The sequence below is a fragment of the Bacteroides sp. AN502(2024) genome, assembly GCF_041227145.1.
Lineage (GTDB): Bacteria > Bacteroidota > Bacteroidia > Bacteroidales > Bacteroidaceae > Bacteroides.
The window spans coordinates 307,693-323,644 of record NZ_JBGFSP010000003.1 but is presented as its reverse complement, the minus strand read 5'-3'; the positions used below and the strand labels follow the sequence as shown (position 1 = coordinate 323,644).

At 41.0% G+C, this 15,952-nt stretch carries 10 protein-coding genes; 2 read left to right on the top strand and 8 right to left on the bottom strand.

The features are described from left to right. Nucleotide 1: 1 nt before the first annotated feature. Nucleotides 2–610 carry an RNA polymerase sigma-70 factor gene (locus AB9N12_RS01320; protein ID WP_369889134.1) on the bottom strand — a complete coding sequence of 203 codons (609 nt, stop codon included), beginning with the start codon at nt 608–610 and terminating at the stop codon, nt 2–4. Between the two features lie 158 nt (nt 611–768). On the opposite strand from AB9N12_RS01320, the gene AB9N12_RS01315 reads away from it, so the two are divergent. Continuing rightward, entirely contained in the window at nt 769–1,761 is a 993-nt protein-coding gene (locus tag AB9N12_RS01315; RefSeq protein ID WP_369889133.1) for a FecR family protein, read from the top strand. A 428-nt stretch (nt 1,762–2,189) separates the two neighbouring features. Continuing rightward, nucleotides 2,190–2,489, top strand: a complete 300-nt coding sequence (locus tag AB9N12_RS01310; protein WP_369889132.1) for a DUF4858 domain-containing protein — start codon at nt 2,190–2,192, stop codon at nt 2,487–2,489. A 424-nt stretch (nt 2,490–2,913) separates the two neighbouring features. On the opposite strand, the gene AB9N12_RS01305 is transcribed toward AB9N12_RS01310, so the two are convergent. From AB9N12_RS01305 to AB9N12_RS01275, 7 genes are all read right to left on the bottom strand, one after another. Next, complete coding sequence (locus AB9N12_RS01305; protein ID WP_369889131.1) at nt 2,914–3,471, bottom strand: ATP-binding cassette domain-containing protein; 558 nt, start codon at nt 3,469–3,471, stop codon at nt 2,914–2,916. 596 nt (nt 3,472–4,067) lie between these two features. Continuing rightward, nucleotides 4,068–7,082, bottom strand: a complete 3,015-nt coding sequence (locus AB9N12_RS01300; protein WP_369889130.1) for a M60 family metallopeptidase — start codon at nt 7,080–7,082, stop codon at nt 4,068–4,070. Further along, on the bottom strand, nt 7,079–7,777 hold the full coding sequence (locus tag AB9N12_RS01295; protein ID WP_369889129.1) for a tetratricopeptide repeat protein: 699 nt from the start codon (nt 7,775–7,777) through the stop codon (nt 7,079–7,081). Before AB9N12_RS01295 ends, AB9N12_RS01300 begins: the two co-directional genes overlap by 4 nt. Before the next feature lie 110 nt (nt 7,778–7,887). Next, complete coding sequence (locus AB9N12_RS01290) at nt 7,888–9,732, bottom strand: BACON domain-containing protein (protein ID WP_369889128.1); 1,845 nt, start codon at nt 9,730–9,732, stop codon at nt 7,888–7,890. 9 nt (nt 9,733–9,741) lie between these two features. Further along, on the bottom strand, nt 9,742–10,761 hold the full coding sequence (locus tag AB9N12_RS01285) for a BT_3044 domain-containing protein (RefSeq protein ID WP_369889127.1): 1,020 nt from the start codon (nt 10,759–10,761) through the stop codon (nt 9,742–9,744). 27 nt (nt 10,762–10,788) lie between these two features. Continuing rightward, complete coding sequence (locus AB9N12_RS01280; protein WP_369889126.1) at nt 10,789–12,840, bottom strand: RagB/SusD family nutrient uptake outer membrane protein; 2,052 nt, start codon at nt 12,838–12,840, stop codon at nt 10,789–10,791. Between the two features lie 18 nt (nt 12,841–12,858). After that, on the bottom strand, nt 12,859–15,948 hold the full coding sequence (locus AB9N12_RS01275) for a SusC/RagA family TonB-linked outer membrane protein (RefSeq protein WP_369889125.1): 3,090 nt from the start codon (nt 15,946–15,948) through the stop codon (nt 12,859–12,861). Nucleotides 15,949–15,952 lie beyond the last annotated feature (4 nt).

Below are 15,952 nucleotides of genomic sequence, written 5' to 3'. Positions count from 1 at the left end.
TTCATGATTGTTTAAAAAAGTTGGGTCCGAAAATAAGTATGAATAAAGGGAGATAGTCTTTTAAAGCTACTCGTAATAACTTTAAGGCTTGTCCAATCCTGTAATTAACTGTTTGTGGAGATACATTTAGCTTCTCAGCAATTTCTTTATGCGTCAGATGTTGATTGCGGTTCATCTCGTATGCTTCGAGATATTCTTTCGGAAGTTTTTTTAGTGCTTCTTCATATAAACGGAAAAGTTCATCACTCAAATAGAAGTCCGGGTTATTGAACTCACTATCATATTTATCAACGATTTCCTGATGTACTTTTCGTTTGATTTCAAAATGGGAAAGACGGTTGAGGGCTTTGTTCTTGACAATCGTAAAAAGAAGTGTTTTGAGTGTAAGATCTTCTAAAAGAGTGCATCGATTTTCCCATAGCCACATCATTGTTTCTTGTACAATCTCCTCTACTTCTTCCTGCTCACTTACATATTGGGAACAAAAAGCACATAGTCTACGGAAATAATGTCTGTAGACGAAGTCAAAAACTTTTTCTTCTCCTGCTTTTAGGGCAGTGATAACGGACTTGTTATTATTAATATCCAAATATATCGGAGATTGTGACATTCTTTTTTTATTTATGTAAGACAAAAATAGGGAAAGAAGTAGATAAATAAAATAAAAATGCGAGAAAAATATTTTTTTCTTTTTCTCTTTAGTATATTTGTACTTACAACTGTATTATTATAAAGATATTATAGTTTTTTTGTAAAAAGATAAAAGACATGGATGAAACTATTTTGGTGAATTATCTGCAGGGTGAATGTAACGATGAAGAAGCTGCTCGGGTGGAGGCTTGGTGCGAAGAAGTACCAGAAAACCGGAAAATTTTGGAGCAACTTTATTACACTCTTTTTGTGGGTGAGCGTATGGTGGTAATGAATGCTGTAGATACAGAGGTGTCGTTGGAGCAATTTAAATCAGCTATCAGAGAAAAGAAGAAAAAGGCTAAGCGGAAAAGTCTCTCGATCCGTTGGGGAAGTTATGCTACTGTGGCGGCTGCTTTTCTTGTCGGACTCGTTTTTGCCGGTGGAATTGGCTGGGGATTACTTTCTAATAAGCTTTCGGATTATGAGGTGATAACTGCTGCCGGACAAAGAGCGCAGACTGTGTTACCGGATGGTAGTAGGGTATGGCTGAATGCGTCTTCGAAACTGGTTTATCATACTTCTTTTTGGACTTCGGATCGTGAGATCGACTTATCAGGTGAGGCTTATTTTGAAGTGGCTCATGACAAGCATGCTCCGTTCATAGTAAATAGTAAGCAGATCAAGACCTGTGTGTTGGGTACTAAGTTTAATGTGCGTGCACGTGAAGAAGAGAATAGGGTAGTGACTACTTTACTTCAAGGGTTGGTTCGGGTAGATTCTCCGCGAACTAAGGAAAACGGTTATTTGCTGAAACCTGGACAGACATTGAATGTGAATACAGATACTTATCAGGCAGAGTTGATAGAATATAACCAGCCTACAGATGTGCTTCTTTGGATTAATGGCAAGTTGGAATTTAAGCAACATTCTTTATTGGAAATAACCAATATTATGGAGAAGTTATACGATATCAAATTTGTTTATAAGGATGAAGCATTGAAATCAGAACGGTTTACCGGTGAATTCTCTACCGATAGTATGCCGGACGAGATATTGAATGTACTAACGCATACTAATCATTTCTCTTATGAGAAAGACGGACGGATTATCCGGCTGGTAAAGAAATAAGAGATAGATTAGTGATTATCGATTACGGGATATAAAATGTTTTCATGCCTCATAATTGCTTCTTATTAATCAGGATGTAAACAGGAGGTGTCGGTATGCAAAAGCATTGAAGCTATCCTACCAAAAGACAAAGACCTTTTACAGTCCAAGAAAAACATTATGAGTAGACGTCTATAGAATTAATAAGTTTTTGAATATCCCTTGATAGAGAACTCTTGTAAACATGTGTTTATTGATGTTAAATATCAAGGAGGTACATAGGGAAAATATTACATATTCACGTTATGATTATAGTACTTTAAAGCAACTTATCCACTCATGGCATAAAGGATAAGAAATATAACGGATTATTAATAGTTTTCAGCTTTTGATAGGATAAAATGAAATTCATATTGATTATCATATCTCTTTTGTTTCTACCTTTGGTTATGCAAGGACAAGATGTGTGGACATCAAATGGCTCTTTAAAATTAAAGAAACTATTGGAGGGAGAAACTGAAATTCAGATGAACAAAGAGGCGTTAAGGGATCTTAACAAAGCGTTCTTTCCCCAAAAACGTCTGCAAGACTCTCACTCCGCGATTTTATTTATTGAAGATTTACAATTGCCCCAACCTACCTTTTTCGCAAAAAAATATTCCATATCAACCTTTAAAGTCAATGAATTAATTATATGGCAAGATCCACTCTCTATGCAAATTCCTCTGTTCATAAGCGGTTATTTATAAACTTCTTGTTGGATACAGGAAATTCCAGGGTATTAATAAAACGACATACCGACACTCACTTTGGACTTACTAACCGTTTAAATTATCATGTTTATGGCGGTTATAGCATTGATAAAAACCGGACTGTAATATTTGCCAACTACGCCTACTCAATATTATATTGGCACGGGCTTTTCTTATAATATCAATAAAAAACTGCAGTTGAAAACTGGAATTGAATATCAGTATAACAATATTTATAAACGTTGGGAGTGGGTTTGGAATTCATGCATCCGTTTTAGCTTTTAAATTTCCTCTGATTGTTCTGTTACATAAACAATGACTCATATGCTCTACTATACAAATTCGTAGATTTCATTAAGTTATAATGATCTCCATGATGCAAGAAAGTGTTTTGGTCCAGAACGTATATGCAATCCGTCATTCAAGCAATTTCCGGTTTATGGGTAATCATTAATATAGCCATTCTATTCTTTAGTCTTTGCAAGAGGTTTAAAACTTGCATTTCATTTACCTTATCCATAGATGCTGTCGATTCGTCTATTATCAGAATTTCCGGTGATTTATATAATGCTCTGGCAATACCAATTAGCTGTCTTTGCCCTCTTGAGAGATTATTCCCGTTTTCATCCAATATGTGATACAGGCTTAAATTATCATCTTGCAAAAATTGTTCTAGCCCTAATTTCTTACAAAAGATCAAAACATCCTCAACAAGAATCGACTGAAACATTGTTATATTATCCGTCACAGTTCCTATAAATATTTTAGTGTATTGTGGCACGATTCCAAGGTATGAACGCCATTGTGACAACTGGTAGTTTTTAATGTCTGTTCCCTTAAATAAGATCTCTCCCGAAGAGGGTACATAATTTCTTTGCAATAAGTCGGTAAGAGTCGTCTTTCCTGAACCGACACTACCAAAAATAGAAATGAAGTTCTCAATTCCTACCTTTATATTCAGATATTCTAATAGTGCCATTTGTCAGGGATATCTGAATGATACATTGCGACATTCAAGCCCTAATTGAGAACATGGATGTGGGACGGTATTTCCTTCTTTCATAAGTAAAATAAAGGCAGAACATTCAAACGTAACCCTGGTTTCCTGTATATCTACTATGTAGAAAGATATTTTGATTGATGCTTGAATGATCATGGTTGATATTGTTACTATAGCAAATAAGGCTCCCAGTTGAATTCGGTCTATGGTTGCATAGTACGAGCTCAACAAGATTGCCATGATTGAAAATATACTACTCAATGTACTGATATACAATTCAGAATTAGCATTGTCCACCTTTAGGTGCCTACCTTCTGGGGTATTCTTATAAAAGCAATGAGGCTATGCCGTAAAACCTTAATTACGACACAGCCTCATTTCCCATTTACACAAAATATTTTATAGTGCCAAATTTTATGAATTTAAGGCCTGTTTGATAGCTTCTATTTTATAGTTGTCTATTCATAAATACTTACTTTGGGGCTCGTAAACATTAGTGTTGGTCGATCCCCGACCAATGAGCTTGGAAGAGAACAAAGTTTATTTATGCTCCTAACTATTGTGTAAATAGTGCCTTATTTCTTAGCCTTAATACGTTGCCCGTCAGCCTGAACAGCGTACAGTTCTGCTCCTTCAATGTCTGCTTCGGCAGGTACGGTAAATACAAATCGATTGGCAAACCATACTTTTTTGCCACCCTTGATTAATTCGAAAGCAACCGCCTGTTCGCCATTAGTTACAGTGTATGTTCTTCCGGCAACGGTATAACTTACAGTCTTGGTGATTTTTACATTGTTCTGAAATGTTTCGAAGTACCCTACATCTCCTCCATTTTCGGATATACCCTTTTGGTTGCCTTTGGCTCCTACCTGATATCTTCGATCTTCAATGTATTCAATAGGCGGACATTTAGTAGGGAATGTTTTCATATAAGCCAGCGTCTGATTAATCATATCCTGTGTCACGATATATGAAAAGCTTCCGTAAGCATACAACTTGAAACTGACCGGAATAAAGAACCCCCAGGCATCGAAAAATTCGGTCATATCCATGTTCGCGGCTTTTGCTACATTGCGTGCATACATCAGTTGTGCTGCTCCCGGGTCATTGAAAGGTAACCAAAATTCAGGGGTACGTCCTTGCTCGAATATCTTACGAATGGTATTCGGTTTCTTGCCGATACGTTCGAAATATGTCCACAATTGCTGGTTGAGGCGCATATGCATCTCGGAGGCTTCTCCTTGATATAATCCGTATTTGTTGGCATCATCAGATGTCATGTCCTGAGGGGTAAATGCCAACGTGTTCAGATCACGCGGATGCATGAATCTGCTCCAAGGGGTCGGAGGTGCATATCGGTAAGCAGCTAATGTCCCGACGGAACTACCACGTGATCCCCACTGGTTTATCTTGTATACCACATAATTAGAAAAGAGATTATTGCTCGATTCCGTAGTGCTGGGCCAGTTGATGGCTCCCTGATGCATATGTCCGAGTTCATGTCCTGGTCCCCATTCATTGTCCTGATTCTTGTCCATATCGCGCGGATCGAAGTTGTTTTTGAACCCCCATCCGTCTTTTCTACTTACATCACCAGCTGCCATGTTAATGTAATAATTGGTTGCATAAAGTCCGTCGGTGAAAGTCGTGACATGCATCAGTGAATTGAATTCTCCCGTATTCGAATAGGTATCGATGGCAGCCAGTTCCTGCTCCCAATCCATCAGGTTATCCCATCGTTCTATTCCCCTTACTACCCCATATTGTTTGAAGTTGTCCTGATTTTGCAGCAAATCTTTCAATGCTGTAAACAGAATCTTCCTGCCTTTCAGTACAAATACACATTTATCAGATCCGTCCAGAGTGATGGATTTTGCCTTCCGGATATATTCACGGAACAGATCATCGGTTTTATCCACAGTCAGATCCCATACATTGAAGCCTACACGCGCATGTTCCGTTGTCTCCACATATTGGGGAGGAAAATGTATTTTCACAGCCGGCATGCCACGGGGATCAAGTTTCTGATAGATGACAAATAGATTCCCCGCACGTGAGAAAGAAAACTTGTTGATTCCGTTTTTCAGGAATCGTTCCTCACCGTAGGGTCCCAGATCCGAACAACACCTTAGTGAAACGGATTCACCTTTCGGTATGCCGTCCACTAACACAATCATCTCTTCCCCCACATTCGTTATGATACCGGTAGGGTTGCAGAGAGGCGAGTAGTAATTGGTTCTCAATTTATCTCCCCAATATTCGGGCATGCTGTATGCCTGATAAGACTGTATCCTGAATCTCTTTTCCGCTTCGGGATAAGTGTTGCTCTGCAAAGACTTTGCCAGCACATTAAAGAATGCTGGAAGCTGGTTAATAGCTTCGTCGGAAACGTTCGGGAGGAGTTCACAGCATGAACGGTCGGTGAATACAGTTGCCAGTTGTTCGTCAAACGGATTTTCCGTAGCATGGAAAAATTCCATCTCGTTACAACTGACGAAATCATTTAATCCGCTTTTAACTTTGAATTGAACAGCCGCAGGTACAACCGGATCTTTCAGCACTATCCTGTGACTTCCTCCTGCTCCTTTAAAATCATAATCTTGTATATGAACAAAATCTGCACTTCCTTGGGGCTTGATGTAAAGTTCGAATACTCCAAAATTGCCGTTACCATTTCGGGTGTGATACAGGATATAGTCCAGTGTAAGCTGATTCTGATCGAATTGATATTCAAGAGTAACGGGGAATTTAGCTGGTTGACTCCACGTGGAATGATAACAGATTCCGCCGAACTGACCGTCATAAGACTTTGATATATCCTGCCCCGGCTGATGGTCGGTGTCGTATCCGCCGGTAACTTTCAGCTTTACATCCTTCTCCGGATTCACCCCCGTAATATCACTCGACTTCTTTTGTTGTTTGATTTTCGACTGGTTATAAATGTTGGTATTTTCTTTGGATACAAACTTGATCGTGGTATTCCTTTCTGCACTCAGAGGATTGGAAGCAATGGAGAATATTCGTGTACTGGATACCAGATCGGCTCTTGTATCAGGTACTTCTTTCTCGGTAATCCAGTCTTTGGCTTCCTCCGGAATAACTACTTCATAATCTGTATTGGAAAGCAAATTAATTTGTATATGATTGTTTCCTGTTCCCGCCACCTGAATGACACGGTTCTCTTCAGCCACTTTAATGATTAGGTCGCCGCCTGTCTGCACAACTCTGAGTTTAGCAGTCAATGCATTATTGGTGATAGTAATATTTCCTTCTCTGACTCCTTTTTCCGGACTGGAGATTGCCGAAATCGTCAGTTCTGTGTCCGATGCCTTCTTTGCCGTCAGCCATTCTTTTCCTTCGGTTACCAATGCATTCCACTCCCGATTCGATTTGACAGGTACTGTCACTTTCCCACCTCCATTCTTGAATCCAATGGATTTTTGTACTTGCAGCACTGGTTCTCCCTGCAACTCCTTGTCATCACTCTTGCAGGCATATAGAGCAGTGACTCCCACCAGCAAAATAAGAGAAATACATCGTATGTGTTTCATTTTATCCAGTAACATAGTATTTATATTTTTATTTTTCATTGTTTTCCCGTTTCGTTAACCAGACTGTCTAAATCGAAGTCAATATTATATTTGTTCTCAATATGAATCTTTTTGATTTGCTTCACTAACGAATGCGGTTTCACCCTTCGGATTATCTCAATTTCCAGCAACCTTTCGGGAAAGCGTCTACGAATTTCATCTATATTTCTCATGAAAAGTGAATCTTTATCTTGGTAGAGAGAATTGGCGGCTTCTGCCAGAATAAAAGCTCCCAAGCTGTCAGGATATTGTTTTAATACTGCTTGAAGGAGTAACTTGCTTTTTCCAAAACTTTCGTGTGCTTCAGTGTGCATATCTTTGGCAGCTTGAAGTAGTCCCAGTTGGAACAGATACTCACCGGTAATCGCTTTTTTCTCCACAGCAAGTGTTTGTATGTATAGGGCGGAGTCTAGTTCTCCCATTTCAGATAAAAGTTTGGCTTTCACACCGTAATAGTCAGGATTTAAACTATCAATGACTAGCGCACTATCCAAAAAACGGATGCATTTTTGAGCGGAGTCCACATCATAGGAAGATTCCATCAAGGCTATTGCTTGCTGGTAGAGGCTGTCTGCCTGAAGATTGATACGATGAGGAGTGATGTTTACTTCAGACTCTTGCCGGGTATGACAACCTGCGGCTGTAATAATCATTGGCAAGATAGTTAATAAAAGGCTTAATTTCTTGGGTCTCATATTTATAATTCTTTATAATCCAATCTGATAAAGAGTAAGACTGGCAAAGAGCTTGATAAGAAAATGTGCCTAATTTGCTCTTGTTGGCTCTTCGTCAGTCTTTGTTTTACTTAAATGCCTAGTTGTTTTCTTGCCCAGGCTTCATCATACCTTATTCTGTAAAGGTGGATTTCAGACATATTCCACCATGCGCTGCCTGCAACAGTATAATTCAATGGATCTTTGTCACGTCGAGCCGTAGGAGTAAATCGGATATAGTTGTAAGCTTGCTTTCCACTCACATTGTTTTTAGCTGTGGCATGGCCACCGTTTGTTGTCGGCAGATTGAATTCTTCATTACCCATACTTTCAAAGAACTCACCGTTCATGCTTCCATATATCGTTGCGGTTTTTACGTCACCTCCATTATTTACTCCGCTCTGACGTGCATCATATTCAAAACAAAGGTCTTTTAATGGTTTGTTCAGTTTGATCTGGACATAATGTGCTTCTGTTGTAACAGGAGCATTCCACTTGGTATGATAATAAGTACTGACTTTGCCGTCAATCAATGCCGGTAAACCGCCTCCGTCTCCGACATGATTAGCATTGTCGGAAAGCATATCGATAGTAAGAGTAACACGTTCCATTTCGGAAGCTTCGCTGGAAATGCCTGTTATTGTTACCGGACTATCTGTCTCCATACCAGTCGGACCATAGGTGTTGATAGTAAATGAGTATTCACCTGCACATTGGTAAGTATCATCTATGATATAGGATGTTGTCTTATAGTCATTTATCAAGATCTCTTTATTTTCTTTCGTGACTTTATCGTAATAGGTAATCTTTATCTTGTTGAAGTCTACATCTTCAGGTATCGCCCATTGCAGCTGAATACTTCCGGTTCCCGGAGTAGCAGCAGCATTGATCACATTTAAAGGAGGGGTCGCGATAAATCCGGCCTGTTTTACTGTGACTACGAACTGACTTGGTACTTTGTCGGTGCTATTGGTACTCTTGAAGGTTATCTTTCCTTCACGAGGTTGATTCTCAACTTCAGTGTTGGCTTTAATGATAAAGCTTTCGGAGACATCACGCAGTGCTCTTGAAGCGGGTAATGATACTGGAGTGATCCAGGATTGGGCGGATTCTTCGACTTCATAGGTATATGACACTTCACCGGCAGGAGAATTTACTTTGAAAGGAATAGTGATTGTTTCTCCCATTGCTTTCACTTCATAGATCTTCTTGTCTTTATCGATTTCGACTATATAACCTCTGGGTTGTTGTTTTATCAGGAAAGAAGCTGTATAGCTGTAATTCTGGGAAGACTGGAGGATAATCGTACAATAACGTACGTCAGTCTCGGTGCTTTTATCCAGCGTAAATTTCAGTTCCTGTTTGTTTACGTCTTCCGCTGCACGCGTCTTTGCATCAAATGTGGCAGGTTGCTCTGCCAGACGTATCCAGTTGCAAGTGTCTGGTATAATGATATTATCCAGATTCAGGTTGGTCGCTACAGGAATTGTCAATGTTTCTCTTTCTGCATCTATTATTTTTACATATCCTTCCTGTTGTAGCTTGTCACCTATCAGGATGGCCGGTTCTTTACCAAACTGCGAGACAGTGATGGAATAGCTTTGATGGCCATAGGCTACAGTGATTTCCGCCCGGCGTTGTTTGTATATATTGTTTGCACTGGCAGATACGACTACTTTGCCCTCGTGTTGTACTACCTTGCACCATTCTGCATTGGACCGGGTATTCCACCTGTTGAGTGGTACATTGGTCTGCACTTCAATTTCATGTTCTCCTCCCAGAAGTGGGAAAGTGATAGGTGCCTGACTTTTATCAGGAACTACCAGCGTTTCTACTTTAAACTCGGTTTCGTAATCGGGCGAACAAGAGATAAGTCCGGAAGCAATTCCGAATATGCTTGCGAGCCCGATGATTAATATATTTTTTTTCATACTCATTTGATTTGATTACAAGTTATCTACTCTTGGGTTAAATTCATATCGCAGTTTGGCTTTCACTTCCCGGTAAGGGGCGGTGGATTCCAGGCGATATTTATAATGCAGACGGAACTCTTTGTAATAAGTGGCACGTCCGTCGGGAGTACGGATAGCGTTTAACAGGAATGTGTTGTCGTAATCATCGATTGGAGTAAGTTGTACTACATCGACCGGGTCCACTTCCACATCATTAACTCTGTCATGCGCTCTGATGGTAAGTTCTCTGGCCTGAGGATTCTCCGGTTGCTGCTCGCCAATTTCCAGAATGATACTCTTAGATACAATTCTGCTTCTTGCTGTCTTATAATCGCCAAGATCTTCATCACCTGCCATCATGCGTACCGAATTGGCACCGATCGGGAATACTTGATTGGCATTTGTCGGTCTACGGACTTCGGGACTACCACTAGGGTTAGGAATTACAATCGTACTGCTTGTATAATTGTAGTAGGTAGAAGTCTTTGTCGTTGCATAATAGTTTTCTTTATAGATACGCAATAATACATGACTTTTATCCGGATTATAATTAGGTGTTTTGTCCGGATCTATCTTGTAATCCAGAAAATAAATGGAATCCGGTGAAATCCTTTCCAGATTTTTCAGATAGATCGGAAACATTACTTTGGAAGTGCCTGCCTGAATATCCAGTTCCTTATTGGGAAAATCATAGCATTCATCGGGAAGCAGTTTGGCAAATTTTTCTTTTTCTATATCAAAGTTGGATTTGTTGTATGCTTTCAGCAAAGAGTCCGATTCCAGAAGAGCTACATGGTGTGTGTTAGGGCTTATTTGTGAGCCGCTAACCGTGGCAACCAGATAGACCGTATCTTTTTCTTGTCCTATATTAGCTACCTGCCGGTCGTAGATCAGACTCGAATTACTGAGTAAGCCTACTTCGTTCCGGTATTGTTCTTGGTTGAAATCGTATTCATTGCAAGCACTCAATGCGCTTATAAGGGCGCAGAACATTATATTAAATTTCTTTTTCATATTCAGTCTGTTATTCATGTTTTGATATTATCTGTCCCATCCGAAATTTTGGTCGGCATTGGGAACCTTCAGCAATTCATCATGGCGGAGCGGTAAGAATACCATTTTAGGCAGTGCAATGCGGTCTCGCACGTTTTGTGTATTGATCGTCACGATATTCCAGAATCCTTCATTACCGTTGGCATTTGTACGGTCTTTTGTAACATCCAGTCCTCTCCAGTTGGAGCTGTTGGCATCTTCGTCCAGATAGGTTCCCCATCTGCGCGTATCGAAGTATCGGTATCCTTCATTAAAGAGCTCTACCTGACGTTCATTGCGGATGATTTTCTCAAAATTGTCAGCTTCTGTCATGTCGTTAATATCTACTCCCGGCAAGCCGACTCGATAACGTATCATGTTGAAATATTTAGCCATTTCTGCTGGATCACGGCTAACGGTTTCCTCAATAAGCGTACCTGTATTGTCGGATACTTCTACGGTCACTGTACCTTCTACACGATTCAATGCTTCTACATATTCCAGTAGCACTTCACCATAACGAATGATAGGGAACGGTTTAGGATTGGTGACGAATGCGCCTTTTACATTCCCTTTGCCGTTAGCCCATGAGTCGTCCGGATGAATGTATTTGACGGGAATATAACCGCTGATACAGTAGTCGTTTACGTTATTTCCGGCACCGGCAATTCCGGCATTGGTATCATCGTGAGAATACCAGAATTGCTGATTGACGTAGGAGGCGTCGGTAGAAGCTGAACTCATCGTCCAATAGCGTCCCGGAAAACCTATCGAGGCGTAGAAACGTGCCGAACGATTGGCGTACATCATAGGTACGTTTTCCCTCAGTAGGTATGTTCCCAGTTTTTTGGATACACCGGTGAGTTTGCTAAAGTCCGGCTCATATGGATATTCTGTCGATGAATTATGAATAGTCCGCCCATCTGCCATCAGATAGCAATCGATTACCCTCTGCGGCACAGACATTGAACCCCATCCGCCAAACTTAACAGGGAATGAGTGCTGAGTATAATTAGTGACGTTACCGGATTCCATCGCCCAAATGAATTCTTTATTAGTCTGTATGATACCTTCTCCTGTGAACATATCGGAGTAGGAGTGATAAGGATCGATATTGCCTGCTCCGTCAGGGAAGTTCGCAGTAGGAACATTGGAGGCTAAAGGATATGGATTCTGGGCATCAGCTTCCACTGTATGTAGCTCATATCCCATTTGGGTAAGCTGTTTGGCGGCAGCTGCTGCAACGGCCCAGCGTATAGGATCGTACTCTTGATTGACATAGTAGGCTCCGTCGCTTTTACGTTTCCAGGTCCCGAAACATTTACGGGCTGCAGCTCCGCCATTGAAAAGCGGTGAAGCCTGAAAGAGACGCAAACGGGCGATGAGTGCCATGGCTGCTCCTTTGGTCGGACGTTGATAATAGTTGACGCTTTGTTCATCCGCCGAATAGATACCTCGAGTTGCCAGGCGGAATTCATTGCATATATAATCTACAGACTCATCATAGGTAGCCCGTTCGCGATTATAATATTCGGCAGGTTCGGAGGTGCTCAGTTCTTCATCGCCCACGATAATCAACGGTCCCCAGTTCATCAAAAGATGATAATAAGCGTACCCACGCATGAAGTGAACATATCCGATATAGCGTCTTTTGTCCATTTCGTTCATATCAGGCACATTGTAGACTTCTTTAAGCATTTTGTTACATCTTGCTACAATAACATACATGTTGTACCATTGGTTTTGGATAGGCAGATTTCTGCTGTTGATGGTACCTACGGAGAATTGCAGTCCCCAAAATTCATTTGTCTGATATTTAAGTGTTATTTCGTCCGAAGCAGATTCCCCCGGATTCCAGGAATTTCCCCAGATGGCTCCTGCGTCGGGAAAACCTTTCGGAGTGTTCCAGAGATAACCTTCAGCATTTTTCTTGCTGTGAAAGATGGAGTCTTTTTTGAAAGTCGCTTCGAAGTATGGGTCTACATCCAGAAAATTGCAGGAACTGAGTAGTAGTGTACTTCCTACTGTTGCTCCTAATATTATTTTGAATAATTTTTTCATGAGTGTTCTGTATTATTTTTAGAATTTAAGATAAATCTGGAACGTATAAGTTGCCGGTATCGGATAAGCGGCTCCGTTTGCAGATGCCTGTTCCGGATCAAAATACTTCACTTTGTCGATAGTAAAGAGGTTGTTGGCAACAAACTCCAGATCTATAGAAGATAGTCCTGTCTTTTTTATCCATGAGGTCTTCAGGTTGTACTTCAGACTGAGTTCTTGAAAGCGCAGGAAAGAACCGTTCCGTTTCCAGAAAGATGAAAGCTGGGAGTTGTTCGTATTGCCTCCGTAGGAGAGACGTGGAAATTCCGCATGTGGATTTTCCGTATCGGTAGTGCCTGAATACCATGCGGGCGTCCATCTGTTCTTAGGATTGTTGGCCAGCTTGATAATGTTGCCGAGTTCTCCGTTATAGAAGGGAATCCATCCTGCGTCATTACCGAGTCCCGAACGATAGTAGTCTACTTTTGCCGAACCTTTGAAAAGAAAGCTGAGGGTTAAGTCTTTCCAATGAAAATCGGCTCCGAATCCATACATCACCCGAGGGAGTTGGTTGGAATAGGACAAAGGTACTTTGTCATCGGCATTGATAATACCGTCTCCGTTTACGTCACGATATTTGATATCTCCCGGACGAATGCGGCCGAATCCGCTTTGGTCAGCACTTGTGTTAATTTCTTCTTTACTGGAGAAGAGTCCTTCTGCAATATATCCGCGAAGGATGTTAAAGGGCTTTCCGGTTACACTCAGATAATCATAAGGTAACTTGTTTTCTTCATAGTAATCAATAATATTCTGAGAGAAAGTGTAATTGCCGCGTACAGTGAAGCTCATATCTTTATTGATCTGGTGGAAGAATTCGAAATTTCCGTCCGAACCATAGCTATGCATTTTTCCTACATTTGATTTCGGGACGGTAACCATACCTACAAATTTAGGTAGCGTCACACGATCCTGGAAGATATGATCACGTATGTCGCGAAAAAAGTCAACAGTGACAGAGAACTTATCGTGGAAGAACTTGGCATCGATACCAAAGTTGAGCTTCTTTGCTACTTCCCATTGAAGGTTGTCGGCTCCTTTCACAGTTTCTGTAATACCCCGTTCACGATATCCCCAGTAAGAAGCGGCATTGTCATTGATTAATGTCAGATAAGGGAACCGATCATTGCTGATCTGATCATTACCGACCTGACCGTAGGAGCCTCGGAATTTGAGGAAGCTTAACCAGGGAATGGACTCATTGACCCAGTTATAGGATGTCGGTACCCAGCCTATAGCAATGGACGGGAAGAAACCGAATCTTTTTCCTTTTTCGAATTGCGCAGAACCTGTGTAACCGAAGTTTGCATCAATGAAATAGCTATTGTTATAGCCATAGGAAACCCGTCCTGATAAGTTTTGGCGGCGTTGAGGAATGGCGTTAATACCCATTGCGTCATAGTTCCATCGGGTATTATGAACATCTTCCATGTAATATAAAGCCAATGCTCCTAGTGAATGCAAACCAAATGTACGGTCCCAGTTGGCTTTGGCTTCCATGTAGTATTTTCTGTATCTGTTGTTTTTTTGTGTATATTTCATGTTCTCTTTGGCAGTACGCAGTGTTTTGATGAGTATGCCTTGTGAACTTCTTCCTGTAGCGCGATAGAGGTCAGGCCATATATAACGTCCTTCATTGAAATAATTGATATTTTCGCTCATTGCTTGCACCGACGCTGTCATTCCTTTCAGGAATCCTCCGAATTTTTGTTCAAGTTTGAGTGTAAGCATATTACGCTGAGTTTCGTCTTGAGTGTATCCGGTGTTATTTAGCATGACATACGGAGAAGCAAGGTCATGTTTTCCATAAGAAGGGAAAGTGTCGTCTGAATAGGTCTTAGGAAACATTAATGGAGTTAGCTGACGGACTGCTGACCATACCGTATTCGTGTTTTGTCCACCCGGACTGGTATAGTTGGAAATATATCCGTCCAGACCAAAATAAACTTTAGTTGTTGTGGTCAGATTCATGTCAATATTGGCACGGTATGTTATTTTTTTATATGACAAGGGCTTTTTGAACAGGTTGTCTTCCTGCTGGTAGGCTGCTCCTTCATCCTGATATCCTACTGAAAGATAATATCTGGCTATGTCGCCTCCTCCTTGTGCATTGATGTAATAGTTCTGCTGTATAGATGTGCGTTTCATTATTTCATCTATCCAGTTAACATTCGGGTAGAGATCTTTATCTAAATTGTATTTTATTAGATCCAGTTCCAGACGGGAGTACAGGTCGTCTTCACCCGACATGGCACGTGCTTCATTGGCAAGGAGAGCGTACTCATAAGCTCCCAGGTATTCGGGCAGACGTTTGATGTGAGACACCTTTAATGTTGCTCGTCCTGTGATGGTAAGTTTACCTGTTTCTCCACGTTTAGTGGTAACTAGGACCACACCATTGGCACCTCGGGTACCATACACTGCGGAGGCGGAGGCGTCTTTCAGGATACTGAACGATTTTACATCATCAGGATCAATGTCTTGAAGGCGCCCTTCGATACCGTCAATCAGCACTAATGCGCCGGAGCTGGCTCCGAAAGTACTGATGCCACGAATCCAGAAATTAGATATGTTTTTTCCCGGTTCGCCCGAACTCTGCATGGTGATAACACCAGCCAATCGTCCGCCGATCATGTTATTGAGGGAAGTACCGGGAGTACTGAGCTGGGCTACATCAATAGTGCTGATTGCACCTACTACTGATATCTTTTTTTGTGAAGTCATACCAGTGACTACAACTTCGTCAAGCTTGGTGTTATCTTCTTCCAATGTAACTTTGAGTTTTATTTCATCTTTAGTCACCAGTTTCTCGATAGATTTCATTCCGACAGCCTGAATGACTAATATTTGGTTGACACCTACTTTGATACTGAACTTACCATCCATATCTGTTGAGGTTCCTACTCCCGGTGCATTCTTGACATAGATAGTGGTACCCGGTAGCGGTTCACCGGTTTTGTCTATTACGATCCCCGCTACAGTAAACTGTTTTTTCTTATTGTCTTGACTGTAACTCGTCAGCGGTATAAGCGCCATGATTAGTACAATCAGTAGAAAATTATTTCTCATTATT

Excerpts from the sequence above, each read along its gene's own strand:
- AB9N12_RS01305 (WP_369889131.1), bottom strand. The coding sequence starts at position 3,471 with ATGGCACTATTAGAATATCTGAATATAAAGGTAGGAATTGAGAACTTC.
- AB9N12_RS01320 (WP_369889134.1), bottom strand. The coding sequence starts at position 610 with ATGTCACAATCTCCGATATATTTGGATATTAATAATAACAAGTCCGTT.
- AB9N12_RS01295 (WP_369889129.1), bottom strand. The coding sequence starts at position 7,777 with ATGAGACCCAAGAAATTAAGCCTTTTATTAACTATCTTGCCAATGATT.
- AB9N12_RS01310 (WP_369889132.1), top strand. The coding sequence starts at position 2,190 with ATGCAAGGACAAGATGTGTGGACATCAAATGGCTCTTTAAAATTAAAG.
- AB9N12_RS01315 (WP_369889133.1), top strand. The coding sequence starts at position 769 with ATGGATGAAACTATTTTGGTGAATTATCTGCAGGGTGAATGTAACGAT.
- AB9N12_RS01300 (WP_369889130.1), bottom strand. The coding sequence starts at position 7,082 with ATGAAAAATAAAAATATAAATACTATGTTACTGGATAAAATGAAACAC.
- AB9N12_RS01285 (WP_369889127.1), bottom strand. The coding sequence starts at position 10,761 with ATGAAAAAGAAATTTAATATAATGTTCTGCGCCCTTATAAGCGCATTG.
- AB9N12_RS01275 (WP_369889125.1), bottom strand. The coding sequence starts at position 15,948 with ATGAGAAATAATTTTCTACTGATTGTACTAATCATGGCGCTTATACCG.
- AB9N12_RS01290 (WP_369889128.1), bottom strand. The coding sequence starts at position 9,732 with ATGAGTATGAAAAAAAATATATTAATCATCGGGCTCGCAAGCATATTC.
- AB9N12_RS01280 (WP_369889126.1), bottom strand. The coding sequence starts at position 12,840 with ATGAAAAAATTATTCAAAATAATATTAGGAGCAACAGTAGGAAGTACA.